The sequence below is a fragment of the Burkholderia sp. IT-111MI5 genome (assembly GCF_949752865.1).
Classification (GTDB): domain Bacteria; phylum Pseudomonadota; class Gammaproteobacteria; order Burkholderiales; family Burkholderiaceae; genus Burkholderia; species Burkholderia pyrrocinia_C.
In genome coordinates this window covers 231724-257746 of sequence record NZ_CATKIF010000073.1, presented here as the reverse complement: position 1 = coordinate 257746, position 26023 = coordinate 231724, and the positions used below count along the sequence as shown (strand labels likewise).

22 protein-coding genes are annotated in these 26023 nt (G+C 65.5%); 7 read left to right on the top strand and 15 right to left on the bottom strand.

All coding sequences use genetic code 11. The features are described from left to right. Positions 1 to 101: 101 nt before the first annotated feature. From ACM6JT_RS35550 to ACM6JT_RS35505, 10 genes are all read right to left on the bottom strand, one after another. A complete protein-coding gene (locus ACM6JT_RS35550; RefSeq protein WP_034180741.1) occupies positions 102 to 965 on the bottom strand; it encodes a glycine betaine ABC transporter substrate-binding protein in 864 nt (287 codons plus the stop codon). 133 nt (positions 966 to 1098) lie between these two features. Next, entirely contained in the window at positions 1099 to 2247 is a 1149-nt protein-coding gene (locus ACM6JT_RS35545; protein WP_414858230.1) for an FAD-binding oxidoreductase, read from the bottom strand. Positions 2248 to 2363: 116 nt separating this feature from the next. Further along, positions 2364 to 3605 (bottom strand): aromatic ring-hydroxylating oxygenase subunit alpha, encoded by a 1242-nt coding sequence (locus tag ACM6JT_RS35540; RefSeq protein WP_034180743.1) that lies wholly within the window; start codon positions 3603 to 3605, stop codon positions 2364 to 2366. 52 nt (positions 3606 to 3657) lie between these two features. Next, a complete protein-coding gene (locus tag ACM6JT_RS35535) occupies positions 3658 to 4443 on the bottom strand; it encodes an electron transfer flavoprotein subunit beta/FixA family protein (protein ID WP_217590256.1) in 786 nt (261 codons plus the stop codon). Then, positions 4440 to 5606 (bottom strand): electron transfer flavoprotein subunit alpha/FixB family protein, encoded by a 1167-nt coding sequence (locus tag ACM6JT_RS35530; RefSeq protein ID WP_414858229.1) that lies wholly within the window; start codon positions 5604 to 5606, stop codon positions 4440 to 4442. Before ACM6JT_RS35530 ends, ACM6JT_RS35535 begins: the two co-directional genes overlap by 4 nt. A gap of 4 nt (positions 5607 to 5610) precedes the next feature. Beyond that, complete coding sequence (locus tag ACM6JT_RS35525; RefSeq protein ID WP_034180746.1) at positions 5611 to 7536, bottom strand: (Fe-S)-binding protein; 1926 nt, start codon at positions 7534 to 7536, stop codon at positions 5611 to 5613. 2 nt (positions 7537 to 7538) lie between these two features. Further along, positions 7539 to 9602 carry an NADH:flavin oxidoreductase gene (locus tag ACM6JT_RS35520; RefSeq protein ID WP_034180747.1) on the bottom strand — a complete coding sequence of 688 codons (2064 nt, stop codon included), beginning with the start codon at positions 9600 to 9602 and terminating at the stop codon, positions 7539 to 7541. A gap of 68 nt (positions 9603 to 9670) precedes the next feature. Further along, positions 9671 to 10204 (bottom strand): DUF5943 domain-containing protein, encoded by a 534-nt coding sequence (locus ACM6JT_RS35515; protein WP_006488993.1) that lies wholly within the window; start codon positions 10202 to 10204, stop codon positions 9671 to 9673. A gap of 140 nt (positions 10205 to 10344) precedes the next feature. Further along, positions 10345 to 11316, bottom strand: coding sequence for a dipeptidase (locus ACM6JT_RS35510; RefSeq protein WP_034180748.1), 972 nt, complete (start codon positions 11314 to 11316; stop codon positions 10345 to 10347). A 33-nt stretch (positions 11317 to 11349) separates the two neighbouring features. Continuing rightward, entirely contained in the window at positions 11350 to 12624 is a 1275-nt protein-coding gene (locus ACM6JT_RS35505) for a serine hydroxymethyltransferase (protein ID WP_072441970.1), read from the bottom strand. 447 nt (positions 12625 to 13071) lie between these two features. Here ACM6JT_RS35505 and ACM6JT_RS35500 point away from each other — a divergent pair, with 447 nt between their 5' ends. Further along, entirely contained in the window at positions 13072 to 14097 is a 1026-nt protein-coding gene (locus tag ACM6JT_RS35500) for a GlxA family transcriptional regulator (protein ID WP_034180750.1), read from the top strand. 50 nt (positions 14098 to 14147) lie between these two features. Here ACM6JT_RS35500 and ACM6JT_RS35495 read toward each other — a convergent pair whose 3' ends face one another. Next, the gene (locus tag ACM6JT_RS35495) at positions 14148 to 14327 is read right to left on the bottom strand and encodes a hypothetical protein (protein WP_152603914.1); all 180 of its coding nucleotides are present in this window, start codon (positions 14325 to 14327) and stop codon (positions 14148 to 14150) included. A gap of 488 nt (positions 14328 to 14815) precedes the next feature. Between ACM6JT_RS35495 and ACM6JT_RS35490 the strand changes: the two genes are divergently transcribed. Genes ACM6JT_RS35490 through ACM6JT_RS35475 form a run of 4 tightly spaced genes read left to right on the top strand, consistent with a single transcriptional unit; the run spans position 14816 to position 17128 of the window. Then, positions 14816 to 15478: a hypothetical protein gene (locus ACM6JT_RS35490; RefSeq protein ID WP_414858228.1), complete on the top strand. Its 663-nt coding sequence runs from the start codon at positions 14816 to 14818 to the stop codon at positions 15476 to 15478. 10 nt (positions 15479 to 15488) lie between these two features. Further along, complete coding sequence (locus ACM6JT_RS35485) at positions 15489 to 16025, top strand: PAAR domain-containing protein (protein WP_175747110.1); 537 nt, start codon at positions 15489 to 15491, stop codon at positions 16023 to 16025. A 4-nt stretch (positions 16026 to 16029) separates the two neighbouring features. Next, complete coding sequence (locus ACM6JT_RS35480; RefSeq protein ID WP_175747108.1) at positions 16030 to 16677, top strand: M35 family metallo-endopeptidase; 648 nt, start codon at positions 16030 to 16032, stop codon at positions 16675 to 16677. Beyond that, on the top strand, positions 16664 to 17128 hold the full coding sequence (locus tag ACM6JT_RS35475) for a hypothetical protein (protein WP_244099518.1): 465 nt from the start codon (positions 16664 to 16666) through the stop codon (positions 17126 to 17128). The genes ACM6JT_RS35480 and ACM6JT_RS35475 overlap by 14 nt, the downstream gene beginning before the upstream one ends. A gap of 130 nt (positions 17129 to 17258) precedes the next feature. Here ACM6JT_RS35475 and ACM6JT_RS35470 read toward each other — a convergent pair whose 3' ends face one another. After that, on the bottom strand, positions 17259 to 18671 hold the full coding sequence (locus tag ACM6JT_RS35470; protein WP_217590252.1) for a discoidin domain-containing protein: 1413 nt from the start codon (positions 18669 to 18671) through the stop codon (positions 17259 to 17261). Positions 18672 to 18938: 267 nt separating this feature from the next. Between ACM6JT_RS35470 and ACM6JT_RS35465 the strand changes: the two genes are divergently transcribed. Further along, positions 18939 to 20360, top strand: coding sequence for a PLP-dependent aminotransferase family protein (locus tag ACM6JT_RS35465; protein ID WP_105391709.1), 1422 nt, complete (start codon positions 18939 to 18941; stop codon positions 20358 to 20360). Positions 20361 to 20622: 262 nt separating this feature from the next. Next, on the top strand, positions 20623 to 21393 hold the full coding sequence (locus tag ACM6JT_RS35460; protein ID WP_414858227.1) for a hypothetical protein: 771 nt from the start codon (positions 20623 to 20625) through the stop codon (positions 21391 to 21393). A 143-nt stretch (positions 21394 to 21536) separates the two neighbouring features. Here the strand turns inward: ACM6JT_RS35460 and fdhA are convergent, their stop codons facing one another. The 3 genes from fdhA to ACM6JT_RS35445 all read right to left on the bottom strand — a co-directional run bounded on the left by fdhA (position 21537) and on the right by ACM6JT_RS35445 (position 26017). Then, positions 21537 to 22733, bottom strand: coding sequence for a formaldehyde dehydrogenase, glutathione-independent (gene fdhA, locus ACM6JT_RS35455; RefSeq protein ID WP_027781331.1), 1197 nt, complete (start codon positions 22731 to 22733; stop codon positions 21537 to 21539). Between the two features lie 252 nt (positions 22734 to 22985). Continuing rightward, complete coding sequence (locus ACM6JT_RS35450) at positions 22986 to 24176, bottom strand: efflux RND transporter periplasmic adaptor subunit (protein ID WP_034180756.1); 1191 nt, start codon at positions 24174 to 24176, stop codon at positions 22986 to 22988. After that, positions 24176 to 26017, bottom strand: a complete 1842-nt coding sequence (locus ACM6JT_RS35445) for an efflux transporter outer membrane subunit (RefSeq protein WP_414858226.1) — start codon at positions 26015 to 26017, stop codon at positions 24176 to 24178. Before ACM6JT_RS35445 ends, ACM6JT_RS35450 begins: the two co-directional genes overlap by 1 nt. Positions 26018 to 26023 lie beyond the last annotated feature (6 nt).

Sequence of the window (26023 nt, the reverse complement as noted above, 5' to 3'; positions counted from 1 at the left end):
GAAAACCGGGATATGGCCACATGAAACCGCGATTATTTCGGATTCCTGCATGCCATTCCCGGCGTATTTTTATGGTGCTTCGTATGACGAATATTTAGTGCTTACTGCGCGCCTTCCGTCCACGCATTCACGCGGTCGGCATGCGCCGCGATCCACGCGTCGGCGGCCGCTTCCGGCTTGGAACCGTTCTGGATCGCCAGCATCACGCTGTCGATTTCACCCGGCTTCCACTGGAATTTCTTCAGGAACGCGACGACCGGCTTGGCCTTCGTTTCGAGGCCCGGATTCGCGACGCTGTCGACGTGCTCGGCGCCGCCGAACACCTTCTTCGGATCCTCGAGGAAGCGCAGCTTCCACTTCGCGAACATCCAGTGCGGCGCCCAGCCGGTCACGATGACCGGCTTGTTCGCGCTGACCGAACGCGACAGCTCGGCCGTCATCGCGCTGCCCGAGCTCGGCATCAGCGTGTAGCTCAGCCCGTAGCTCTTGATCGCTTCGTCGGTCTTGCGCATCACGCCGGCACCCGCGTCGATGCCGACGATCCGGCCGCCGAAACTGCCCTTCTCCGCGTTCAGGTCGTCGATGCTCTTCGCCTTCACATAGTCCGGCACGATCAGGCCGATCTTCGCATCCGCGAAATTCGCACCGAGGTCGACGACCTTGGTCTTGTACTCATCCCAGTACGAGCCGTGCGTGACCGGCAGCCACGCGGACAGCGTCGCGTCGAGATCGCCGCGCGCGACGCCCTGCCACATGATGCCGGCCGCGACCGGCACGAGCTTGACCTGGTAGCCGAGCTTCTTCTCGATGACGCGGGCCGCGACGTTCGAGGTGGCAACGCTGTCGTCCCAGCCTTCGACGTAGCCGATCTTCAGCGTCGGCTTCGTATCGGCAAGCGCCGACGCGCTCAGTGCCACCATCGCCGACAGTGCGCCGGTCCACAACAGTTTTCCGAACAACTTCATGGTCGATCTCCTTGATATGCGCCTGCGCGCGTTGCCTCTCTAGGTTCTTCAACCACAAATCCGCGGTATCGTTGTTTTCCGACGGATGCTTGTCCGGACGCGACGCGTCCGGACAGCCGATGGCGCGTTTTGACTACTTGTCGATCACGAGATCGGACAGCGGCTTGCTGCAGCACAGCAGCACCATCCCCTGGTCGATCTCTCGCTGGCGGATGCCGCCGTTGTGTTTCATCTCGACCTGCCCCGACACGAGCTTCACCTTGCAGGTACCGCACATGCCCTGCGTGCACGAGGCCGGCAGCCGCACGCCCGACTGGCGTGCCGCGTCGAGCACGTGCTGCTCCGAGCCGCACGCGATCTCGCGGTTGCTCTTCGCGAAGCTGACCGTGTACTGCTTCGTCTCGGCGTCGCCGCCTTCGGCCGGCGGCGCCAGATCGGCGAGCAGCTCGTCGCTCGCGGTCTGCGCGAGCGTTTCGAACGAGAAGCTCTCCTCGTGATACTGCTTGCGATCGAAACCGGCTTCGTCGAGCAGGTCGCGCACGGCCTTCATGTACGGCGCGGGGCCGCACGTGAAGACTTCGCGTTCCATGAAGTCCGGCGCGATCAGCTTCAGCAGCGGCAACGTCAGGAAACCCGTGACGCCCGGCCAGTTGGTGCGCGCACCCAGGCGCTCGACGACGAACGACGTGCGGAAATTCGTATGATTCGACGCGATCAGGTCGAGCTCGCGCGCGAAGATGATGTCGTCCGGCGTACGCGCGCTGTGCACGAACAGGATGTCGCGATCTTCCGCGAGATCATGGTGCGCGCGGCTCATCGACATCAGCGGCGTGACGCCCGAACCGGCCGACAGGAACAGGTACTTGCGCGCCGGATGCCGCGCGCACGTGAATTCGCCGGCCGGGCCGAGCACGCGCACCGATGCGCCCGGCTGCAGGTTGTCGTGCAGCCAGTTCGACACCTTGCCGCCCGGCACGCGCTTGACCGTGATCGACACCGTGTGCGGCCGCGCCGGCGACGACGAGATCGTGTAGCAGCGGTTGATCGTTTCGCCGTCGATGTCGAGCTCGAGCGTCAGGAACTGCCCGGGCTCGAACGAGAACGAGCGGCCCTGCGGCGAACGGAAGAAGAAACTCTTCACGTCGTGCGTTTCCTGCCGCACCTGGCAGCACACCAGCGTTTCCTCGACGTCGCTCGTCCAGCGCTCGGGAAGAGCGTTCCAGAACGCCGGGCGTGTCACCCGGCTGTCCGTCGGCTCGAAATTGGCCGCATCTCGCATCATGTCAGCCTCCGCCGGGCCGCCCCAAGGAGGCTGACCGCCCCCTTGGGGGGCAGGGAACGCAGTGAGCGTGGGGGTCGTTTCATCAGTTGCTCCGCTTGTCCGCTGCTATGTACTTACTATTCGCCGGTTTTTTCGGCGAGCCGCCCGATGTACCAGGCCGAGAATTTTTCGACGAGACCTTCGGTGTACGGCGAATACGGGCCCGGCTCGTATGCGCTGCTGTTCGCGCCGCGCTGCGAGAATTCGACGAGCGCGCGATCCTGGTCGTTGGTCGCGTTCCACACGGCCGTGAGGTTCTTCACGTCGTAATCGATGCCTTCCTTCGCGTCCTTGTGCACGAGCCACTTCGTGCGCACGAGCGTCTTGCCGGCCGACAGCGGGATCACCGAGAACGTCACGATGTGATCGCTCATGAAGTGGTGCCACGAGTTCGGCTGCGTCCAGAACGACAGCCCGCCGAGATCGGCCTTTTCGAAACCGCCGAGCAGCTTCTTCGACGCGACCTTCGCATCGAGCGTCTGCGATTCGCCGCTGCGGTCGAGCGGCAGGCGCTGCGTGCGGAAGCCCGTCACGTCGAGCAGCTTCTCGATCTCGGCGGACGGCAGGCCCATCTCGGCCCACTCCTTCCCGCGCCGGACGCACGTCTCCGCGAACGCGTCCATGCCCTCGGCGTTGGCGTCGGAACGCTGGTAGCCGAAGCCGTATTCGTACAACGAAATCGTCAGCTCCGGATGGTTCGCGACGCAGTGATAGCACTCGCGGTTGTTCTCCATCGTGAGCTTCCAGTTGCCTTCCTCGATGATGTCGATCTGCGCGGCGATCTTCGTGCTCGGCAGGTCGTGCGGCAGCAGGTACGGCTCCATCTCGGCGCGCATCTTCGCGAAGTCGACCGGCGGCTCTTCGGCGAGGCAGATGAAGATCAGGCCCGCGAGGTTCTCGACGTGCACCGACTTCAGGCTGTGCTTGCAGCGGTCGAACTGCTCGCCCATGTGCTCGGCGAACATCAGCTGGCCCGTCAGGTTGTAGGTCCAGCTGTGGTACGGACACACGATGTTGCCGACCGAGCCCTTGTCCTCGTTGCACAGGCGCGCGCCGCGGTGACGGCATACGTTGTGGAACGCGCGGATCGCCATGTCGTCGTCGCGCACGATCAGGATCGAATCGCTCCCCAGCTCCACGGTCAGGTAGTCGCCCGGCTCCGGAATGTCCGGCTCGACCGCCACCTGGATCCAGTGCTGGCGGAAAATCGCCTCCATGTCGAGCGCGAAGATTTCCTCGCTCGTGTAGAACGGTGCGTCGAGGCTGTGCCCTACCTTGCGCCGCTCGATCAGTGCACGAATGTCTGCCGATACTTTCATCGTTTGCTCCGGATTCCTTGCATCCCTGGGTTCTTGCCGACAGGCATCAAAATCAATAGTCGATGAGTTGATGCTCGCGCAAATACGCGAGGATCACTTGTGCTTTTTCGACCGAACTCCCTTCATTTACGACGTTGCCGCCACGGCTTTCGGTCGTCGTCGCGGACAGCATCCGGGCATGCCCGGAGCGCTTCTCGGCGGCGACCAGTTTTACGGGTTTACGCTCGACCGGACCGACCGTCCACGCGGCCGCGTCTGCGTCCGCGCCGGGCGCCGCGAGCGCCGGCCGGATCGCGCCGGCACGCAGCCGCGCATACGCGTAGCGCGGCTCGGCATTGGCGAGCGGATGGACGGCGACGACGGCCGGCAGCGCGGCGTCGACGCGGCGCCGCAGCCCCTTCGGCAAAAATTGCCGCACGGCTGCACGACCGCCTTCGACCGTCACGTCGACGGCCGAGCCGACCAGCGGATAACCGAGCGCGGCGGCGACGCGATACGGCAGCATCCCGGTGTCGTACGCGCCTTCGGCGCGCGTGCCGGTCAGCACGAGGTCGTAGCCTTCGACGCGCGCGGCGAGTGCATGCACGGCATCGTCGCCGTCGCGGCAGGCCAGCACTTCGACCTCGCGCGCGCCGAGCGCGAGATATTCGGCAAGCGCCGCGTTCGCGGGGTCGCCTGCATGGATCACGTCGAGCTGTGCGCGATGCCGTTCCGCGAGCTGGCGGCCGGTTTCGAGCGCGGCCGCGTCGTTGCGGCTGTAGCGCGCGACGCCGCTGACCGGGTGCCGGCCGACGGACACGAGCACCGCGATGCGTTGCAACTGGCGAGGGGCGTTCATGCTGCGACTCCTTCCGGTTCACGGTTGCCGACCGCGGCCGGCGATTGTCCGCGCGCGACCCGCGCGGCCTGCACCTGTTCGATCAGCGCGGCGATCGTCGCCTGCGCATCGCCGACCACCGTCAGGTTCGCACGCTTCGCGATCGGCGCGCTGCCGTCGAGGTTCACCGCGATCACGTGGCGGCAGTCCTTGATCCCCTGCAGATGCTGCACCGCGCCCGAGATGCCGAACGCGATATACACGCTCGCCTCGACCGTCTTGCCGGTCGCGCCGACCTGCTTGTCGCGCGTGAAGTGACCGTTGTCGACCGCGACGCGGCTCGCGCCGATCGCCGCGCCGAACGCACCGGCCAGCCGCTCGAACGCGCCGATGTCGGACACGCCGTTGCCGGCCGACACGATGAAATCGGCTTCCTCGAGCGCGACCCGCGCCGCATCGATTTCCTCGAGGCCGAGATCGCGATACGGCTGCGCCGCATCATGGGCCGGGCGGATGAAATCGGCGGCCAGGCGTTCGCCCGCGCCGACGAACGGCAGCTTCGCGTCGACCGCGTTCTGCGCGAGCAGGATCACGTCGGGCAGCCCGCGCGTCGCGAATGCGCGGCCGGCCTGCGCATACGCGCGGACATGCTTCGCGTCGATCTCGACCACGTGGGTCGCGACGCTCGCGCCGGCGGCGGCCGCGTAACGCCGGCCGAGATCGCCGTCGCCCGTCGCGTTGTCGGGCACGAATACGTGTTTCGGCGAGAGCGCTGCCACGCACGCCTGCAACGCTTGCAATTCGCTTTCAGGGTCGAATACGCGGCGATCGAAGCCGGCGAGTTCAACGAGCTTGTCGACGCCGAGTTCGGCAACGTCATCCTTCAGTTCGCCGAATGCAAGCAGCGCGACTTCGGTCTGGGCATCGGCGAGCACCGCGGCGGCGGCGATCGCCTGCCGTGCGTGATCGTCGAGCGCGCCGCGTTCGCCGTGCGCGACCACCAGCACCACGTGCTTCGGCTCCTGCACCGTGCGGCGCGGCTTCGCGGCGGCCGCATGGCCGTGCGCGGACCAGTGCGCGGCGCTCGCGTCGGCGCTGCCTTCCTCGCCGAGCGTGATGCGCTTCAGGCCCGCGGCCGTGATGATGAACGGCCGGCGCGGATCGATTCGTTTGATCGTATTCATCGATTCACTCCAGCGAGGCGGCAACGAGTTCGGCCACGTCGAGCACGTCGGGGCGCGGGCCCACGACGCCTTCGAGCATCGCCGTGCAGTTCGGGCACGCAACCGCGACCACGTCCGCGCCGATCGTGCGTGCATCGGCGATGCGGATGTCCGGAATGCGCTGCTTGCCGGGGATGTCGGTCAGCGGCGCACCGCCGCCACCGCCGCAGCAGCGGCCGCGCATGCCGTTGCGCTCCATCTCGACGACCTGGATGCCGATCGTCTTCAGCAGCTTGCGCGGCGCTTCCGTCTCGCCGTTGTAGCGGCCGAGGTAACACGGGTCGTGATAGGTCGTGCGCTTGTCCTGCAGCGCCTCGACGGCCTTCGGCGCGATCTTGCCGCTGTCGGCCAGTTCGGCGAGATAGGTCGTGTGATGCTTGACCGTCACGCGCAGCCCGAGCGCGCGGTATTCGTTGCGCAGGCTGTGCATCACGTGCGGGTCGGCCGTCACGATCTGCTTGTACGACAGTGTGCCGAGCGTGCCGATCAGGCGCTTCGCCATCTGCTGGAACGTCGCCTCGTCGCCGAGCCGGCGCGCGACGTCGCCCGTGTCGGTCTCGGTCGAGCCGAGCACCGCGTAGTCGACGCCCGCCTTGTTCAACACCTTGACGAACGCGCGCAGCGTGCGCTGGTAGCGCATGTCGAACGCGCCTTCGCCCGCGACGAACAGCACGTCGACCGGCTTGCCCGGCTGCGCGACGGGTGCGCTCAGGTCGACCGACCAGTCGTAGCGCGCGGCCGTGTCGTAGCCGCCCATCGTGCCGGTCTCGCGCAGGTTCGCAAGCACTTCCTGGCCCTTGCCCGGCACCGAGCCGTGCACGAGCGTGCGGTTGCGGCGCATGTCGACGATCGCGTCGACGTGCTCGATCAGCATCGGGCATTCCTGCACGCACGCACGGCAGGTCGTGCACGACCACAGCGTCTGTTCCTCGATCAGGCCCGACACGATCGGGCCGTTCGGCTCGCCGCGATGCTGGCCGACCGCGAGGCCCGGAGTCGGGCTGCCCGCGTACGCCGCATCGGTGCCGCCGGCCATGCCGACCACCAGATCCTGGATCAGCTTCTTCGGGTTCAGCGGCTGGCCCGACGCGAACGCGGGGCACGCGGCTTCGCACTTGCCGCACTGCACGCAGGCGTCGAAGCTCAGCAGCTGGTTCCAGCGGAATTCGACCGGCTTCGCGACACCGTACTCCTGATGCTCGATGTCCGGCAGCTTCAGTGCGGTCGGCGGCGTGGCCGTGCCGTTACCCGTGAACGACTCGCGCGTTGCCGCGAAGCGCTCCTGGCGCGGGTGGAAGGCGAGGTGCAGCAGGCCGGCGATCGCATGCTTCATCGGGCCGCCCTTCGCGGCGCCGACCGTCATCGTGAATGCGCCGATGCCGATCAGCAGCGCGCAGAGCACCGCGAACGCGCCCGACATCGCGCCGGTCGGCACCAGCATGAACAGCACGAGGCCGAGCGCGAACGAACCGAGCAGCCAGGGCAGCGTATTCCACGGGCCGCGCGACAGGCGGGCGGGCACGTCCTTCGCCGCGCGCCGGCGCCACACGAACACCGCGCCGACCAGCATCGCGAGCGCCGCGAGGAAGATTAGCTTGTCGAGCCACGGCGAGTAGATCGCAAGGCCGTAGTTGACGAACACCAGCGCGAGCGCGCCGATCGCGCCGCCGGCGGTCGCGACGTGGGTCTTCGCGATATACGGATCGCGGGCGACCACATGGTGCAGGTCGACGAAATAACGCTTCGGAATCGCGAACAGGTTCGCGACGCCGAACGAGCCGGGCGCCGTGGCCCGGCCGAGACGCCAGTAGGACGAACGCTTCGCGACCGCGAACGCGAGCCCCGCCACCGACAGCCACAACAGTGCGGTAATGAGGAGGGACGGATTCATCTTCAGAAATCCTTCACGAGACGCAGCGAGTCGTAGATCGCGCCGTGGACGTTGTGCATCGAGATGCAGTCGCCGACACGGAACAGCAGGAAACGGCCGTTGCCGAGTTCTTCCGACAGGCACGGCTGCGGCTCGGCCGCGAACAGCGTGTGCGGATCGATCTGGCCGCGGTTCAGCGATTCCGGCTTGAGCTTCCAGTACAGCTCGTCGTTCGGCGACGAACCGTTCTCGATCACCACCTGGTCGACCGCACGCTCTTCCAGTTCTTCCGTGTACTCGTTGCGCAGCACGGCGATCTTCTTGCCGTCTTCTTCATAGACGCGGTCGAGCATCGTATTCGGTGTCGGGATCACGCCGAGCGCGTACAGGCGGCGATAGAAGATCGGGAACGTCGTGCCGCCGCAATCGTCGGCCACCTTCACGTCCGGCGTGACGACCTCGACCTTCGAGCCGCGGCTCGCCATGAAGTCGGCCACGCCCGCACCCGCATGAGTGCTCACGCCATCGAACAGCAGCACGTTCTGCTTCGGCTCGACCTTGCCGGTCAGGATGTCCCACGAGCTGACGGCCAGGCCTTCGGCCACGCCCCAACCGGGCACCTGCCACGTGAAGCTCGAACCGCCCGTCGCGAGCACGACGATGTCCGGCTTCTCGGCCATGATCATCTTCTCGTCGGCGGCGACGCCCAAGCGGCGGTCGACGCCCAGGCGCTTGGTTTCCATGTCGAACCAGCGGATGATCCCCGACATCTGTTCGCGCTGCGGCGCCTTCGCGGCGATCATCACCTGACCGCCCACTTCCGCGTTCTTCTCGAACAGCACGACGTCGTGGCCGCGCAGCTTCGCGACGCGCGCCGCCTCCAGGCCCGCCGGGCCGGCGCCCACCACCACCACCTTGCGCTTCGGGCCGCGCGACTTCTCGATGATGTGCGGCATCGTCGCTTCGCGCGACGTCGCGGCGTTTTGAATGCACAGCACGTCGAGGCCGTTGTACTGGCGGTCGATGCAGTAGTTCGCGCCGACACACTGCTTGATTTCGTCCTCGCGGCCGTCGCGGATCTTGATCACCATGTGCGGATCGGCGATCTGCGCGCGCGTCATGCCGACCAGGTCGATCATGCCGTTCGCGAGCAGGCGCTCGGCCTGGCCCGCATCGCGGATGCTCTGCGCGTGCATCACCGGAATCTTCACGACCGACTTGATGCCGGCCGCGAGGTGCACGAACGGCTCCGGCGGCAATGCCATCGGCGGCATGCAGTTGGCGATCGTGTTGTGCGTGTCGCCGCCCGAGCCGACCACGCTCAGGTAGTCGATCAGGCCCGTCTCCGACATCGCCTGCGCGATTTCCTTCAGCGCTTCGTGATCGAGGCCGTCCTCGTGGAATTCGTCGCCGCACATGCGCAGGCCGACGCAGAAATCCTTGCCGACCGCCTCGCGCACCGCCGTCAGCACCTCGATGCCGAAGCGCAGGCGGTTCTCCAGGCTACCGCCCCATTCGTCGGTGCGGTGGTTCGAGCGCTTGCTCCAGAACTGGTCGATCAGGTGCTGGTGAGCGGCCGAGATTTCGATGCCGTCCATGCCGGCGGCCTTCACGCGCTTCGCGGCTGCAGCGAAATCGCCGATGATGCGGCGGATTTCCTCGATCTCGATGATCTTTGCGTTGCCGCGGTGCACCGGCTCGCGCACGCCCGACGGCGACATCAGGTGCGGCCAGTGCTCGCCGTGGAACGACGAGCGGCGGCCCATGTGCGTCGCCTGGATCATGATCTTCGCGCCGTGCTTGTGCATCGTGTCGGCGAGACGCGTGAGCGGATCGATGATCTTGTCGTTCGACAGGTTCACCGATTTCCACCAGCCCTGCGGGCTGTCGATCGACACCGGGCTCGACCCGCCGCAGATCGCGAGGCCGACGCCACCCTTCGCCTTTTCTTCGTAGTACCGGATATAGCGGTCGCCCGGCAGGCCGCCCGGCTCGGCATACACCTCGGCGTGCGCGGTGCTGACGATCCGGTTGCGCAGCGTCAGCTGGTTCAGCTGCATGGGTTTGAACAGGTGGGGATAACGCATCGCAGGCGACCTCTGGCGTTCGAATGTCTCGTGTTGCAGGTGTTGTTCGGTGTCGGTGAATCAGGGCATCAATGCGCGATCGGCGACACTTCGAAGACGCAGTGGTCGTGATGCTCGGCCGCGCACTGCACTTCCTTCGATTGCGCGCGCGGCGCGCCCTTGCCTTCCGGCGTCGTGTCGTTGACCCAGTCCATCGCACCGGCGAACCAGCCGGCGAACATGTAGCAGAGCTTGCCTTCCTTGCCCGGCTGCTGGAGCACGAACGACGAGTGGCGCAGCTCGATCTTCGCGCGCGCGCTGGCCGGATCGGCCTCGATGATCGAGAACAGGCCCCAGCCGCGCTGCGACAGGCGCTTCAGGTAGTGCTCGAACACGGCCATGCCGGTCAGGCCGTGCAGCTTCGCTTCCTTGTCGCACCAGTGGTATGCGGATTTGTAGCCGGCCTTGTAGAGGATCTCGGCATACGCTTCGACGCCGAGCGCTTCCTCGACCGCGACGTGGTTGTTCGTGAAGAAGTGGCGCGGCACGTACAGCATCGGCAGCGCGTCGGTGGTCCAGACGCCGGTATCGGGATCGACGTTGATCGGCAGTTGCGGTTGCATCGTGGTGACTCCGTGAGGAAAATGGCCGCGCGTCTCGGCGCGCAGGCATGACATCGTCCGCGTGCCCGCGCGGCTTGCGCGGGCACGTCCCGATTCTTTTTAGTGTTGAAGCTCTGGAGCTGGTCCGCCCGGCGTGGCGCTTACGCGCCCCACACGTCCTTGAACACGCGCACCCAGTTCTCGCCCATGATCTTGCGGATGCGCGACTCCTTCCAGCCCGCGCGTTCCATCGCCGCGGTCAGGTTCGGGAATTCGCCGATCGTGCGGATGCCGTCCGGGTTGATCACCTTGCCGAAGTTCGTCAGCTGGCGATAACGGCCCTTGTCATGCGTCAGCATGTCGAAGAATTCCTTCGCGAAATCCTGCGTGAAGTCCGTACCGATGCCGACCGCGTCTTCGCCGATCAGGTTCACGACGTAGTCGATCGCCTCGATGTAGTCGTCGATCGTCGCCTCGATCCCGCGCTTCAGGAACGGCGCGAACATCGTCACGCCGACGAAGCCGCCCGCATCGGCGATCTCCTTCAGCTGCTCGTCGCTCTTGTTGCGCGGATGCTCCTTCAGGCCCGACGGCAGGCAGTGCGAATAGCACACCGGCTTCTTCGAGAACGCGATCGCTTCCGACGACGTGTTGCCGCCCACATGCGACAGGTCGACCATGATGCCGACGCGGTTCATCTCGGTGATCACTTCGCGGCCGAAGTCCGACAGCCCGCCGTCGCGCTCGTAGCAGCCCGTGCCGACCAGGTTCTGCGTGTTGTAGCAAAGCTGCACGACGCGCACGCCCATGTCGTGGAACGCCTCGATGTAGCCGAGGTTGTCCTCGAACGCATGCGCGTTCTGGAAGCCCAGGATGATCCCGGTCTTGCCTTCCTGCTTCGCGCGGAAGATGTCGTCCGTCGTGCGCACCAGCGTCAGCAGCTCGCCGTTGTCGCGGATCTTCTTCTTCATCACGCCGATGTTGTCGACGGTCTTGGTGAAGTTCTCCCACACCGACACCGTGCAGTTCGCGGCCGTGATGCCACCCTTGCGCATGTCTTCGAACACCGGCTTCTCGAACTTCGAGATGTTCAGTCCGTCGATGATGATGCTGTCCTGATGCAGCGTGCTCATATCTGCCTCTCGCTTGAGTCTTGTCGGTGTCGATCAGTAAATCGGGAAGCGCTCGCAGAGCGCGAAGATCTCGCGGCGCACGCGCTGTTCGGTCGCGTGGTCGCCTTCCGGGTTCGCGCGCAGCGCGTCGAACACTTCGAGGATCAGGCGGCCCACTTCGCGGAACTCCGCGACGCCGAAGCCGCGCGTCGTGCCGGCCGGCGTGCCGAGGCGGATGCCCGACGTGACGGTCGGCTTCTCGGTGTCGAACGGGATGCCGTTCTTGTTGCAGGTGATGCCCGCGCGCTCCAGCGCCTGCTCGACCGGCGCACCCTTCAGGCCCTTCGGGCGCAGGTCGACCAGCAGCAGGTGGTTGTCGGTGCCGCCCGTGACGAGATCGACGCCGCCGGCCTTCAGCACTTCGCCGAGCGCCTGCGCGTTCGCAAGCACGTTGTCGATGTAGGTCTTGAAGTCGGCGTGCAGCACTTCGCCGAACGCGACGGCCTTGCCGGCGATCACGTGCATCAGCGGGCCGCCCTGCAGGCCGGGGAACACGGCCGAGTTGATCTTCTTCGCGATGTCCTCGTCGTTGGTCAGCACGAAGCCGCCGCGCGGGCCGCGCAGCGTCTTGTGCGTGGTCGACGTGACGACGTGCGCGTGCTCGACCGGGTTCGCGTGGCGGCCCGCGGCGATCACGCCTGCGATGTGCGCCATGTCGACCATCAGCTTCGCGCCGACGCTGTCGGCGATCGCGCGGAAGCGCGCGAAGTCGAGCGCACGCGGATACGCCGAGAAGCCGGCGATGATCAGGTTCGGCTTGTGCTCGTGAGCGAGCGCCTCGACCTGGTCGTAATCGATCAGCATCGTGTCGCGGTTCACGCCGTACTGAACGGCGTTGAACCACTTGCCCGACAGCGCCGGCTTCGCGCCGTGCGTCAGGTGGCCGCCCGCATCGAGCGACATGCCGAGCACCGTGTCGCCCGGCTTGGCCAGCGCGAGCATTACCGAGCCGTTCGCCTGCGCGCCCGAGTGCGGCTGCACGTTCGCATAACCGGCATTGAAGATCTGCTTCACGCGTTCGATCGCGAGCGCCTCGACTTCGTCCGCGAATTCGCAGCCGCCGTAGTAGCGCTTGCCGGGATAGCCTTCCGCGTACTTGTTGGTCAACACCGAGCCCTGCGCTTCGAGCACGGCGCGCGACACGATGTTTTCCGATGCGATCAACTCGACCTGCGACTGCTGACGCTCGAGTTCCTTCAGGATAGCGCTGCGCACCGGCGCGTCGCGCTCGGCAAGGGGCTGCGAGAAGAAAGACTGGGTGTTCGACATAGTGCGTCCGTGACGAAGAATAAAGGGCTGAAACCGAAGCTCAAGGCCCGCCCTGCCTGGGTTTCCTGCTTGTCCAGTGCAAGGCTGCCGACGGCTCTATTCTTGTCGTTCGGATTTTCGGCGGATTGATGAATTTAGACGCGTTCTTTGCCTTTTCCGCCATGTGCGTCCGTTTTATACAAGTGACCGGTCGTGCTTTTTCGGATGACCGATGAAATTCGCGGCGCCCGTTCACCTATGAACAGGCACATCGGCGGTGCCACCGCCGCCCGGTGCAGGTGCAACGCGTCACGGGTTCGGTGCAGTGCAGCATGCCTTTGAGCCAAATCAACGAAAGCGGCTAGGGTTTAGCCGTATGGCACGCTTGTTGCACTCGCTCACACAATATCGCAGCCCGATCCGTGCTCTCCGGGCATAAAGCTATTAGAGATTCAAGGAACGCTCCCCATGTCGCCCGACCGCACAGCGTCGCTGTCTCACTTCGCGTTCATGCCTTTACCGAACTTCACGATGATCGCGTTCACCAATGCGATCGAGGTGCTTCGGATGGCGAACTATCTGAGCGGCCAGCCGCTCTACCGCTGGTCGGTGATCAGCCCGGAAGGCGGCCCTGTCACGGCGAGCAACGGCCTCACGGTCGACACGGGCCCGGCCGAATGCGTCGGGCAGCCCGACATCGTGTTCGTATGCGGCGGCGTCGACGTGCAGCGCGCGACCACGCCCGCCCATCTGTCGTCGCTGCGCCGCTTCGCGCGCATGGGGCTGCCGCTCGGCAGCCTGTGCACGGGCACCTATGCGCTCGCGAAGTCGGGGCTGCTCGCGGGCTACGCATGCGCAATCCACTGGGAGAACATGTCGGCGCTGAAGGAAGAGTTTCCGGATACGCGCTTCCTGAAGGAACTGTTCGTGATCGACCGCGACCGCATCACGTGCACGGGCGGCGTCGCGCCGCTCGACATGATGCTGAACCTGATCGCCGCGCGCGTGGGCACCGCGCGCGTCACGCAGATCGCCGAGCAGTTCATCGTCGAACACGTGCGCGATACCAGCGCGCAGCAACGCATGCCGCTCGTCGCGCGCCTCGGCTCGGCGAACAAGTCGCTGTTCGAAGTGATCTCTCTGATGGAGAACAACATCGAGGAGCCGCTGTCTCGCGAGGAGCTCGCGCGACTCGCGAACATGTCGCAGCGGCAATTGCAGCGGCTGTTCCGCGAACATCTCGGGATGACGCCGACGCACTACTACCTGACGCTGCGGCTGCGCCGCGCGCGCGAGCTGCTGCTGCAGACCGACATGTCGATCATGCACATCACGATGGCGTGCGGCTTCCAGTCGGCGTGCCACTTCAGCAAGAGCTATCGTGACTCGTTCGGCGTCGCGCCGACGAGGGAGCGCCGCAAGCAGGTCGCGCCGCTCGCGCAGGGTGCGGCCAGTGCGAGCCCGGCGTTTCCGGCGCATGTGCTGCATGCGTGAAGCGCGCGCTGCGCCGTAAACGATCATGCGGTCGTGAATCCTGATGCCGTTCAGTTAATCAACTGAACGGCATTTTCGTTTGAGAGAAGGCGTTCTCCGGAGATCCGGGCGGCGCCGATCAGCGTCGCCCGTCCAAGCCCGGAAATTTCCGAAAGCAGAAATTCCGCGTCCATCATCTGATCGCATACACCATCGCCCGGCGCGACGACAGGCGCAATCACATCGGCCATGCGTTCGCAGTCCGCTTGGAGTCGCAACCTCTCTGGCATCGAGCGCAGCGCGAACCTCGATTGAGTTAACAGGTCACAACGCCATCACGACCGCGTTGCGCATGCCGTTGGCTACGATTGATTCGTCGATGCGGCGCAGCGTGTCCATTTCCAGGTCGTCGCAGTCGCCGCCGATCCATTCCGCCGCACACGCTGAATATCAAGTCCCCAATGCGTTTCGTCGGCGCTCCATGAACCAAGTTGCAGCCACTTGTGGACATGCAGTGCCGACAGCAAACGATCAGATCCGAGATTGCGGCATACCGTCCCGTTCGGTTCACGGACGTCCATACTCGATCGATCGTTCATCCTTCACCTCGGCATTGCCTACCGTCAATTCATCTTGGTTTTAGTCGCATTCCTAACGATAAATCATACTCGTCCTATATACAAACCAATCGTTACCGGCGACCTTCCATAGCTCGTTCATACATAAGATGTCCGAGCCTATGACAGGAAAAGAACACGCCGATTGTCCGTATTTTCTTCACTCTTCGATCCCGATTTACGCGATGGTGCAGCAGCTACACACCGCGCAGATCCGTTCGCCCGACGCAACCGATCCAATGCATAGTGGCAAAATGCAAATGATCTGCACTGGCGATCCGTCCATTTGCACATACCTTTCGCCTCTTGACGCAGTCATGGGCTCCCGGGCACTCGTGCGCGGCGACGATCACTTTTGGCCGATCGATTTCCGGCAAGTCGATACCCGTCGCTTTATGAAACAGCATGGCCGACTGTCGGTCGCCGTGAACTATGCCTATGGAGCGACCGAGGGTCGCTTGGTGGTTTCCGATGCGGGTCATCCGCTAATGGCCTACACGTCTGCATCCTTCGATGTACCGGTCGAACATCGCGACCACTTCACTATCCACTTCCCCGATAGCGTGGTCGAACGCATCGAAACAGCGTATCTACGGGCCGGACTATCCGGGTTCAGCGAGACGCTTGACGCAATGGATACGTGGACCGCTGATCAGATAGCCGATGCAGAGGCCGAAGCACTGGCACATATGCCATCGACCATCGCTGTTGAAGGCGCTGCAATCGATCAATACGCGATCTATGACCCCGAGTCAGCCGATTGGATCTTTACCAACTTCGATTAAGGAAACGACCATGAGCCGACGAGCAGTCAGGAACGGCGACCCGACGACAACAGGCGGCGTCGTCATCGCCGTTACGTCAACGATGTTCAATCACGGCAAACAGGTCGCCCAGGATGGCGACAAGGCGACATGCGGAAATTGCGAGGGGACATTCCCGATAGTGGGCGGTGCGCAGCGCATGATTCATCACGGGCGACGTGTTGCTCTCGAGGGTGACGCCGTACTCTGTCCATGCGGGCAAAACCGACTGATCGCGGGTAGCGACAGCACGATCTTCTACGGGGGCGACGGCGGCCATAATGCGGCGAATCCGTTCGCCGCCCGTTCGACATACGCTCCCACGAGACACGCGCCTGGGTCGGGCATCCATGACGATCAGTTCGTGATCCGCGACGTGCGGACAAAGCAGCCGTTAAGCAACGTGCGCTATTGGATCAAGGATCGATCCGGGACCGTGCTTGCGTCCGGCGTGAGTGATCGGCACGGTTGTACCGCGCGCGTGCAGACCGAATACGCGCAGACTTTGAAGCTTGTAATCGAGGATTGAGAAGATGGGGAACCAAACTACCGTTGCCGAGACAACGACAAACACCATCGCCGGATCGCAGCAATTCGCCGACGTTGACTTGCGGCCGATCTGCGAAAACATGACCAACTCGGAATTCCGCAAGATGTTTACAGTGGCACAAGGGCGTGCGGTCGATCGATTGACGATTCGCATCGCAGATTTGAAAAAGTGGTCAAAGAACGACAAGGATCGCGTGTTCAAGTGGTTCGGTCGAGACGACGAGAGAACGCGAATGCACTTGCTCACTGGCTTAACGAAGGTGCTTGGCATAGTTCGAGCATTCGACGAAAACAACGTCGTCCGCAGCGGCAGTGATGGCGATCTGGCGACGGGTTGCACGCCACATCCCCGCGGAACAGCCAATGAAGCCGCTCACGTGTGCGCGCCGGACACTGCGACACATACGATCGCGATCAGCGCACGATTCTGCACGATGCGCCCGTGGTCTGCGAATGCGGATTCTCACGTATCAACTATCATTCACGAAGCAACCCATTTCCACGACACGATGTCGTCAACCGATGACGAATACACGATTACCCCGTTGCTCCCCGGTTGGGGGCAATCAAATCCTGACTTGGCAATCAACAACGCCGACAGCATCGCGGGGTACGTCGTTGACATTGACTAAATTGCTAACTGCCGTCGCGCTCGCGTTGAGCTGCGCACATACGGCATTCGCGTGCGATGGTCCATCGAACTTGCCCGGCTGGGATTTTGATGTTCGATTCGACAATGATTCGAGTGACCTATCTATCGCCGAACTGGCGAAGCTGTCGGTGTGGTCAGCCGATATGCGCAATCGCTTTTCCATTGCCGATGTGGTCTCGGTTGTCGGTTTGGCGGAACCGACGGAGAAAGACCCGAAAGTCCTTGCTCAACGACGTGCAGCGAATGTCAAGGACGCATTGGATCAATTTTCGGTTCGAGGCGAACGAAATTCCGTCATCGCGCGAATCTACAAATTGCCGTTTCCCGCCAGCGAGTTTGACGATACCGGGCGGCGCGTCGAGATCACGTTCGGCCCCGGGTGTCCTGACCACTGTTGCCCGAACCTAAACCCGATACCTAAGACGCACTGACGTTACACGATGCAGTGACCGGCCCGCGCAAAGCGGGCCGTCTTCTTCCTGCCGTTCCAGCCTTCAACGATCGCCGCAGCAATGGGGGCGACACTCTACCGAGACATTGAAGGCCGCATCCGGCTCGCGCTTACGATCCCCACACCTGCATTTCGTACAGCGAGTAACCCCACTGCGTCGCGCGCTTCGTGCCGAGCATCCGCACGTAGCGGCCGCTTCCATTGAGGTTCGGCAGCGTGACGTGGCTATATGAACCGCCGTTGCTCGTCGAATAGATCGTCGTCCAGTTGACGTTGTCGTTCGACGTCTGGATCTGGTAGACGAGTGCGCCCGCATCCCAGTACAGATCGACGTGATCGATGTGCTTCGTCGCGCCGAGATCCACGGAGATCCATTGCGGATCGACACCGGTGCCTTCCGGCGAATCCCAGCGCGTGCTCGTGGTGTTGCCGTCGAACGCCTTGTCGGGTGTGAGCGACGCGTTGTAGCTCGCCGATGCGGCAGCCGGGCGCCCTTGCGACAGCAGCGTCGGCTGCGCGGCGGCCGGGCCGCCGTAATAGCTCGACCCGAGCTTGGCCTTCGTCGTATCGGCATTCACGCCGAACTGCGACAGGCTCCAGCGCTGGCCGGTCGTCACGTCGCCGACGTAGAGCTGGTAGCCGCCCGCCGTCGTCGACGAGAAGAACAGGTAGTTCGTACCGCTCACCGGCGCCGGATCCGAGTTGTTGCTCACGCAGTCGTTGAGCGACAACGCGTTCGGCGTCGACGCCGGGTCCGCGGTCTTCGCATAGATCTGGTCGGCCCCGCCGCTGTCTTTCCAGCGTGCGTAGAACACCATGCCGTCCGCGCGCACGATCGGGTAGTACGTCTGCAGCCCGGCCGGACGATCGAACACGGCGGTCGCGCCGGTCGCGATCGTGCGCTTCATCAGCCCCATGCTCGAGCCGGTGCCGGTCGCGTAGTACACGGCGCTCGCGTCCGGCGCGAGAAACGGCATCGAGTATTCGGCGCCGGCCGGTGCGTTCGTCAGGCTCACGACCGACGTGAACGCCGGGCCCGCACTCGTGTACGACAGCGTGGCCTGCTTGACGTCGCCGTTCTGCTTGAACACGAGCGTCTTGCCGTCCGCGCTGAATTTCGGGTCCTCGTTGCGCGTGGCGCCCGTGCTGTTCGTCATGTTGACGGGCGGCGTGCCGGCACCGAGCCGCAGCATGAACACGTTCCATGCGCCGTTACTGATGCCCATGAACGCGAGCCACTTGCCGTCGGGGCTGAACACGCCGTTCATCGGATCGGTGATGCCCCACGTGCTCTTGCTCAGTTGCGTCAGCGTACGGGCCGAGAAATCGTAGAGGAACAGCTGGCTCGTGCCATCGCCGTACTTCACGTAGCTGTGATAGACGAGCTTGCCGGTCAGCGCGGCGGGAAACGTCGTGTTCGGCTGGGCCGCGGGATTGCTGATGCAGGCCGCCGTGGCGGCGCCGTTGAACAGGTTGAGGGCGAGGCCGGCCACCAGGCCCGCGATGAGGGTCTTCGATTTCACGCTGAATGATTCCGGGTAAGGTAAGGACGCCGCAGACAAGGTCGCGCGCAGGACGCGCAAGGGTCACGGATCAGCCGCCGGGCAGCGTGGACTCCTTCATAGTCAGACGTCGGGAACAGAACTTGCGAGAGCATGCCCGCTTGTCAGACGAAAGAAAAGGATCAAAGTCCATCAAAAACTTGCGGATCAGCGATTGGGGCGCAATTGCGCGCGACGGGTGCCGTGCTACTCTTTTTTCAGCAAGGCCCGAGCGGCCGGAGGGCTGGCATGAAGCGATATGCGGCGCTGGCGCAGACGATAGCCGACGCAATCCGGCGCGGCGACCTGGCGGCCGGTGCGCGCATCCCCACCGTGCGCGCTGCGTGCCGCGCGTATCGCGTGAGCCCGTCCACCGTGTTTCGCGCGTACTACGCGCTCGAAAGCGAGGGTCTGATCGTCGCGCGTGCGCGATCCGGTTATTTCGTTGCGAACCTCGAAGACAAACACGTACGGTTCGGTCACGATCCACCGCGCAAGCCGGCCGCCGCACAACCCGGCGACGACGATCCGCTGTTCCGCCTGCTCGACTCCCTGAAGCACGAGGACATCGTCCCGCTCGGCTCGGCGTTCGCCAGCTATTCGCTGTTCCCGATGAGCAGCCTGTGGCGCTACGTGGCGTCGGCAGCCCGCAGCATGGACCGCACGACTCTGCTGTCCGGCCTGCCGCCCGGCAACGACGCGCTGCGCCGCCAGATCGCATTGCGCTACCTGAACGCGGGCGCGGCCTTGCCGATGGACGAGATCATCATCACGACCGGCGCGCTCGAAGCGCTGACGCTCAGCCTGCAGGCGCTGACGCGCCCCGGCGACATCGTCGCGATCGAGCGACCGGCATTCTACGCAGTGCTGCAGGCCGTGCAGCGCCTGCACCTGAAAGCCGTCGAGATCCCGGTCGACCCGCGCACCGGCCTCGATCTCGACGCGCTCGCCGAAGCGCTCGATACGCATCCGGTGCGCGCGTGCTGGTTCATGACGTCGTTCCACAATCCGACCGGCGCGACGTTGACCGACGAGCGCAAGCACGCGCTGATCGACCTGCTCGCGTCGCGCGGCGTTCCACTGATCGAGGACGACGTATACGGCGAGCTGCATTTCGGCACGACGCCCACGCGCCCCGCGAAACTGTATGACAACAGCGGGCTCGTCCTGCATTGCGGTTCGTTCTCGAAATGTCTCGCGCCCGGGTTCCGGATCGGCTGGGTCGCGGCCGGACGCTACGTGCGGCAGATCCGGCAGGCGACAGGCGCGAGCGCGCCGGCGGCCGACGTGCCCGCGCAGATGGCGATTTCGAGCTACCTGAGCGACGGCGGCTACGACCGCTTCCTGCGGAAACTGCGGCGCAATCTCGCCGCGCACCAGGCGCAGATGCTCGCCGCCGTTCGCGCGTATTTTCCGGACGGCACCGAAGTGTTCGCGCCGCGCGGCGGGTATTTCCTGTGGATCGAACTGCCGCCGCGCGTGGATGCGATGCACCTGTTCGGCGATGCGATGGAAAGCGGCGTCAGCATCGCGCCGGGGCCGATCTTTTCCGCGACCGGCGGATTCCGCCGTTATCTGCGGCTCAATTACGGCCGGCCGTGGACGCCCGCCGTCGAGCGCGCGATGGAAACCATCGGGACGCTCGCTGCCCGGCAGCGGCACGACGGTTAGCGCGGAACGTGTAGATCGCGACGACCGACATGCTCCTTGCGTTTCGCGCGCGAGCGACAAAGAATGAAGCGGAAGGCAGCCGCGGACGAACGTGTTCAACGCGTCCGATGTTATGGAGAATCATGTGAGCACCGCATGCGAACGACAGTCGACGACGCGCGCTCCGCTGGCTGACGGCGCGCGTGAATCGATTGCCGCGTTCGAAAAAAACACGCTCGTCGGCGACTGTTCGTCTCGTTAACGACACCTGCCGCTTCGAACCATGCGAGTCCTGCCCATCCGGAACATCCGCGCGCGCGATGCCTGGCGCGCCGTACTGAACACGCGTGCCGAATCACGACATACCGCTTGCTGCCGCTGCAGGGCATGCGGCTTCGTGGCGTTTCGCGCACTCGAGCACTGCCCCGTCTGCGGCCGATGGAACTGGCCGTTCGATCCGATTCGCCGCGCATCGGACGACGCTCACGCCACACGTGCGCCACGGTCCTTCCACACGTGGTCGTCGCGCGTCGCGCGTACGCTGCGCAACGCGGCCTTCCGGCAGCCTCGCGCATCGAGCGCACCGATCCTGAGCATCCTGACGCTCATGCTGCTGGTCGGCGGCTACGTGACGGCCGACCGGACGTGCAAGGCCGATCCCGTTTGTCGCGGCTCCGATCCGCCTGCCGCGTCAGCGGCCGAGTCCGGCCTCCATGCATCGCCCGATCCGGTGTTGCCGGTATTGCCGGTGCCCGTCTATCCGTTTCATTCGACTGACGGAACGCAACTGGCAGCCAATCCACAACGCGACGGCCCGAGCGCCGGCGAACCCGTAAACCGGATGCCGGTTGTGCAGGCTGCGCCGTCGATTCGCGAGCCCGGCCGAACCCACACCAAGGTAGTTCGCGTGAAAGACTGGCGACGCAGCCGCGATTCCGCGCATCGCACGCATGCGATCCGTCGGGTGAGCCTGCACACCGGTCACGGCCACGGCCACGCGCGGCGCAATGCATCCGACAAAGCCGACATCGCGAAGCTCTATGCCGGCCACTGAGCGTGCGGTCCTGCCGTTCGCGCCCACAGCAAAAACGGGCGGCCCGTTTCCGGAGCCGCCCGTTTTCGCGTTTCGCGTTTCGCGTTTCGCGTTTCGCGTTTCGCGTTTCGCGTTTCGCGTGTCGCGTGTCGAACGCTAGCGCATCAGGCCGCCAGCAAGCCGTGCGGGTCGATGACGAATTTGCGCGGCGCGCCGCCGTCGAACTTCTTGTAGCCTTCCGGCGCCTGGTCGAGCGAGATCACTTCGACGTTGACGATCTTCGCGATCGGCAGCCGGTCGAACAGGATCGCCTGCATCAGGTTGCGGTTGTACTTCAGCACCGGCGTCTGACCCGTGAAGAACGAATGCGACTTCGCCCAGCCGAGGCCGAAGCGGATGCTCAGGCTGCCGTGCTGCGCGGCCTTGTCCTTCGCGCCCGGATCGTCGGTCACGTACAGGCCCGGGATGCCGATCGCGCCGGCCGGCCGCGTGATTTCCATCAGCGAGTTCAGCACCGTCGCGGGCGCTTCCTCCGAGTGGCCCGACGAACCGTGGCCGTGCGCCTCGAAGCCGACGCAGTCGACCGCGCAATCGATCTCGGGCACGCCGAGAATCTGCTCGATCTGTTCGCCGAGCGATGCGTCCTTCGACAGGTCGACCGTCTCGAAGCCCATCGCCCTCGCATGCGCGAGGCGCTCGGCATTCATGTCGCCGACGATCGTCACGGCCGCGCCGAGCAGGCGCGCCGATGCGGCCGCCGCCATCCCGACCGGGCCCGCGCCCGCGATATAGACCGTCGAGCCCGGCTTCACGCCCGCGCTCACCGCGCCGTGATAGCCGGTCGGCAAAATGTCGGACAGGCAGGTCAGATCGCGGATCTTCGCCATCGCCTGGTCGCGGTCGGGGAATTTCAGCAGGTTGAAATCGGCATACGGCACGAGCACGTATTCGGCCTGGCCGCCGATCCAGCCGCCCATGTCGACGTAGCCGTATGCACCACCGGCACGCGACGGGTTCACGTTCAGGCACACGCCCGTATGCGTGTCCTTGCACATCGCACAGCGGCCGCACGCGACGTTGAACGGCACCGACACGAGATCGCCGATCTTCAGCGTCTCGACGTCGCGGCCCACTTCGACCACTTCGCCCGTGATCTCGTGACCGAGCACGAGGCCGACCGGCGCGGTCGTGCGGCCGCGCACCATGTGCTGGTCGGAACCGCAGATGTTCGTGCTGACCACCTTCAGAATCACGCCGTGGCCGATCGCGCGGCCGCTCGGATCGACCATCTTCGGATAATCGATTTTCTGGACTTCGACCTGGCCCGGTCCAAGATAGACGACACCTCGATTGCTGCTCATCGTATTGTCTCCATGTCTCGTTGGATGGCGCGGCGGCACGCCGGCGAATGCGGCGCGCACGCAACGTGCTGTTCGAGAGTAGTCCCGGAGGCAGGGGCGCCGATGTCTCAAACGCGACATGCGTTTGAACGGCGCCGACATCGATGGCGGAAATACGAAAGTCGGGCGGGAAACGACGGGAAGGCAGTGTGCAGCGGGATATACCGGGGGTCGGACCGCCCTGGCGGCCTGCCCTCCACTTTTCGGCAGGCGTTACCCGCCCTGATTCTCCCGGATGATCGCCGCGGCGGCCGCTTCCGCCTCGCTCGCGACGCCGTCGTGCACGCGTGTGCTGACGGCCGGCGTCGGCGGCTCGCTGTCGAGCGCGTGGCCGTTGCGGTCGTGCGTGTCGACCGTCACGCGCATCGACAGCCCGACGCGCAGCGGATGCGCGGCGAGATCGCGCGGATCGATCGCGATCACCACCGGTACGCGCTGCACGACCTTGATCCAGTTGCCGGCCGCGTTCTGCGACGGCAGCATCGAGAACGCACTGCCCGTACCCGCCGAGAAGCCCTGTACGCGGCCGCGATAGGCGACGCGCGTGCCATAGAGATCCGACACGACCTCGACCGGCTGCCCGACGCGCATGTGGCGAATCTGCCCTTCCTTGAAATTCGCGTCGATCCACAGCCGGTTCAACTGCACGACCGACATCAGCGGCACGCCGGGGCCGACCTGCTGGCCGACCTGCACCGAGCGTTGCCCGATCGTGCCGTCGACCGGCGCGACGATCGTCGTGCGCTTCAGGTTCCGGTACGCGAGCTTGAACTGCGCGGCCGCCTGCACGACGGCCGGGCTTTCGTCGACCGGCAGCTTGCTGCCGAGCGCACGCGCGGCATCGAGCTGCGCCTGCGCGGCCGCGAGATTCGCCTGCGCGCCGGCCACCGCCGCGCGCGCACGCGCCAGCTCCTCGGGCGCGACGATCTCGACCGACGCGCCCGAGCGCGCCGCGAACGCGCGCTGCGCGAGCGACAGGTCGGCACGCCGCGCGTTCACGGCCTCGACGTACATCGTGTTCGAGATCTTCGCGTTCGCGACCTGCCGCACGGCCTGCGCGAGCTGCGCCTTCGCCTGCGCGAACGCGACGGACGCCTCGGTGTCGTCGAGCCGCACGAGCGTCTGCCCGGCGCGCACGGCCTGCGTATCGGCAACCAGCACGTCGGTCACGGCACCCGGAATCTGCGCGGCGACCTGCACGATGCTGCCCGCGACATACGCGTCGTCGGTGTCTTCGTAATAGCGGTCGCTCAACAGCCAGTACGCGATCCACGCGAGCGCGGCCAGCAGCACGACCGCGAAGAACACGGTGAAGCGCTTGCGGCGGGTCGCGCGGCGCGCATCGAGTGCCGGATCGTTCAGCGTGGCCGGCTGCGCGGCGGTATGAAGGTTGTCGTGGTGCATCAGTCGCTTTGCGTAACGATCAGACGATCGTGCTGGAAGACGGGTATCGCCGGCATGACCGACGCGCCCGGCGCCGGACTCGCCGATGCCGTGCGCGCGAGAACAGGCGTACCGCGAAGCGTCGCGCCGGGGTTGGTTGCACCGACCGTCGACGGACGCGCCGCGTCGTTGCGCGGTGCGGATGCCGAGGCGGCACTCGCCGTGCCGGTAGCCGGCGACACTGCCACGCTCCCCGAGCGCGCGTCGTTCGACGTACCCGCCGCCGCCCGGCTCGCGGCCGCGGCACCAGCGGTCGCCGCACCGCGCCTCGCCGCCCCGCTGCGCGCCTGATGCACGGCCGGCGCCTGCGCAACCGTTGCGCCCGCATCGAACCCGCCGCCGAGCGCGCCGATCAACCCGACGCGCAGCGTCCGCTGCCGGCCGAGCAGCGCGATCATCTGCGCGCGCTCGTCGATCAGCGTGAGATCCGCGACATCGACATCCTTCTGCATCAGCACGCCGCGCCGATGGCGGTCGGCCGCGATCTGCACGATCTTCTGCGCGGCCGCCACCGCGTCCTGCTGCTGCGCGACGAGCGTCTGCGACGTTTGCAGCGACGTGACGATCTGCGCGACCTGCCCGAGCGCATCGTCGACGGTCTTGTTGTACAGCCCGATCGCGACGTCGGCCTGCGCGACATCCGCGCCGAGCTTCGCCTTCAACCGGCCGCGGTCGAAGATCGGCAGCGAGATCGCGGGACCGACGGAGCCTGCGAGCGAATCGCGCGAGAACAGCGACGCGGGCGTGAGCGCGAACACGCCGCCGAGCGCGACGAGGTTCACGTCCGGATAGAACTGCGCGCGCGTCGAATCGGCATTCGCGAACGCGGCTTCGACGCGCAGCCGCGCGGCGACGATGTCGGGCCGGCGGCCGAGCAGGTCGGCCGGCAGCCGCGCCGGCACGGCGCTGCCCGCGAACGCACCGACGCGCGGCCGCTGCAGCGCGAGCCCGCGCTCGGGGCCGCGGCCCGACAGCACGCCGAGCTGCAGTTGCGCGAGCTTGATCTGCTCGTCGTTCAGCGCAATCTGTTCGAGCAGGCGGCTGCGCTTGATCGATGCATCGCTCGCGTCGTACGCGTTGTCGAGGCCGCGCGCGGTGCGCTCGCGCAGCACGGCCGTCACGCGCTGGCTGATCTTCAGCTTCTGTTGCAGCAGGTCGCGCACCGCGTACGCCTGGTCGAGCTGGCAGTACACGGTGACGATCGCGACGGCGAGCGTGAGCCGCACCTGTTCGGCCTCGACGCCGGCCGCGTCGCGCAGCGACATCAGGCTCTTCGTCGCGGCGCGGTTCTTTCCCCACAGGTCGAGCTGGTAGTTCAGCCCGACGAACACCGACGACGGCGATACGTTCGGATCGCCGAATATCTCGACCGGCACGCGATAGCCGGCGGCCGTCACGTCGGCGATGTCGCCGGGCTTCGGCATCCGCGCGCGGCTGACCGTGGCTCCAGCCGTGCCTGTCAGCCCCGTCAGCGAATCGAACTGCTGAAGCTGCGCCTGCGCGATCCGCAGCCGCGCCTGCGCGACCTGCAGATCGGGGTTGTTCTGCGATGCCTCCGTCACCAGTTCGTCGAGCTGCGGATCCTGCAACTGCTTCACCCAGTCGGGCGCGGGCCACGCGCCGTTCGCGCCGGGGCCGGCCGTGTGCGCGAGCGCATCGCCGGCCGGCGCGCGCAGCGACAGCGAAGGCAGGAAGCCCGACGGCACGCATCCGCCCAATGCGAGCAGCACGGCCGCCGCCGCGATCATCGAGCCGCGTTGCACGCCACACGCCAAACCCGCCGCTTTCTTCACACGCCGCATCGCGCC

Bases quoted from the DNA above. Each gene is read 5' to 3' on its own strand.
- ACM6JT_RS35540 (WP_034180743.1), bottom strand. From the start codon at position 3,605: ATGAAAGTATCGGCAGACATTCGTGCACTGATCGAGCGGCGCAAGGTA.
- ACM6JT_RS35525 (WP_034180746.1), bottom strand. From the start codon at position 7,536: ATGAATCCGTCCCTCCTCATTACCGCACTGTTGTGGCTGTCGGTGGCG.
- ACM6JT_RS35545 (WP_414858230.1), bottom strand. From the start codon at position 2,247: ATGATGCGAGATGCGGCCAATTTCGAGCCGACGGACAGCCGGGTGACA.
- ACM6JT_RS35445 (WP_414858226.1), bottom strand. From the start codon at position 26,017: ATGCGGCGTGTGAAGAAAGCGGCGGGTTTGGCGTGTGGCGTGCAACGC.
- ACM6JT_RS35480 (WP_175747108.1), top strand. From the start codon at position 16,030: ATGGGGAACCAAACTACCGTTGCCGAGACAACGACAAACACCATCGCC.
- ACM6JT_RS35505 (WP_072441970.1), bottom strand. From the start codon at position 12,624: ATGTCGAACACCCAGTCTTTCTTCTCGCAGCCCCTTGCCGAGCGCGAC.
- fdhA (WP_027781331.1), bottom strand. From the start codon at position 22,733: ATGAGCAGCAATCGAGGTGTCGTCTATCTTGGACCGGGCCAGGTCGAA.
- ACM6JT_RS35450 (WP_034180756.1), bottom strand. From the start codon at position 24,176: ATGCACCACGACAACCTTCATACCGCCGCGCAGCCGGCCACGCTGAAC.
- ACM6JT_RS35485 (WP_175747110.1), top strand. From the start codon at position 15,489: ATGAGCCGACGAGCAGTCAGGAACGGCGACCCGACGACAACAGGCGGC.
- ACM6JT_RS35500 (WP_034180750.1), top strand. From the start codon at position 13,072: ATGTCGCCCGACCGCACAGCGTCGCTGTCTCACTTCGCGTTCATGCCT.
- ACM6JT_RS35460 (WP_414858227.1), top strand. From the start codon at position 20,623: ATGCGAGTCCTGCCCATCCGGAACATCCGCGCGCGCGATGCCTGGCGC.
- ACM6JT_RS35495 (WP_152603914.1), bottom strand. From the start codon at position 14,327: ATGGCCGATGTGATTGCGCCTGTCGTCGCGCCGGGCGATGGTGTATGC.
- ACM6JT_RS35520 (WP_034180747.1), bottom strand. From the start codon at position 9,602: ATGCGTTATCCCCACCTGTTCAAACCCATGCAGCTGAACCAGCTGACG.
- ACM6JT_RS35530 (WP_414858229.1), bottom strand. From the start codon at position 5,606: ATGAATACGATCAAACGAATCGATCCGCGCCGGCCGTTCATCATCACG.
- ACM6JT_RS35490 (WP_414858228.1), top strand. From the start codon at position 14,816: ATGACAGGAAAAGAACACGCCGATTGTCCGTATTTTCTTCACTCTTCG.
- ACM6JT_RS35515 (WP_006488993.1), bottom strand. From the start codon at position 10,204: ATGCAACCGCAACTGCCGATCAACGTCGATCCCGATACCGGCGTCTGG.
- ACM6JT_RS35465 (WP_105391709.1), top strand. From the start codon at position 18,939: ATGAAGCGATATGCGGCGCTGGCGCAGACGATAGCCGACGCAATCCGG.
- ACM6JT_RS35510 (WP_034180748.1), bottom strand. From the start codon at position 11,316: ATGAGCACGCTGCATCAGGACAGCATCATCATCGACGGACTGAACATC.
- ACM6JT_RS35550 (WP_034180741.1), bottom strand. From the start codon at position 965: ATGAAGTTGTTCGGAAAACTGTTGTGGACCGGCGCACTGTCGGCGATG.
- ACM6JT_RS35535 (WP_217590256.1), bottom strand. From the start codon at position 4,443: ATGAACGCCCCTCGCCAGTTGCAACGCATCGCGGTGCTCGTGTCCGTC.